Below are 272 nucleotides of genomic sequence, written 5' to 3' on the forward strand. Positions count from 1 at the left end.
GCAGTGTTTGGAGAAGCACTTTCATAATTTTTGATAGGGAAGTTACAGATTTTTTCCGACTTCACGAATATGTTCGGCGAGTTTGGCGAGATCGGGATTAGGACCGTGGTATTCGTGAGATGAAACATATCCCTCATAATGATCGAAGTATTTATTATAGTCGGTGTGGATTGGTTTCCATTCGCCTTTTGTTTTGTGCAGCGGAAATAATTTTGCGTGGACGTGATTTATGCCGAATCCCTCGTAGATGATGGCAGTACGTCCGACATCTT

The 272-nt window shown here is 42.3% G+C and carries 1 protein-coding gene; it reads right to left on the minus strand.

Annotation, left to right across the window (positions count from 1 at the left end; all coding sequences use genetic code 11):
* Positions 1-42: 42 nt before the first annotated feature.
* Positions 43-272 (minus strand): hypothetical protein (locus P6709_RS19930; RefSeq protein ID WP_278242638.1); only part of this gene is annotated, 230 nt, incomplete at its 5' end.

Origin of the sequence: Jeotgalibacillus sp. ET6 (assembly GCF_029667115.1) — a bacterium.
Taxonomy (GTDB): Bacteria; Bacillota; Bacilli; order Bacillales; family Jeotgalibacillaceae; genus Jeotgalibacillus.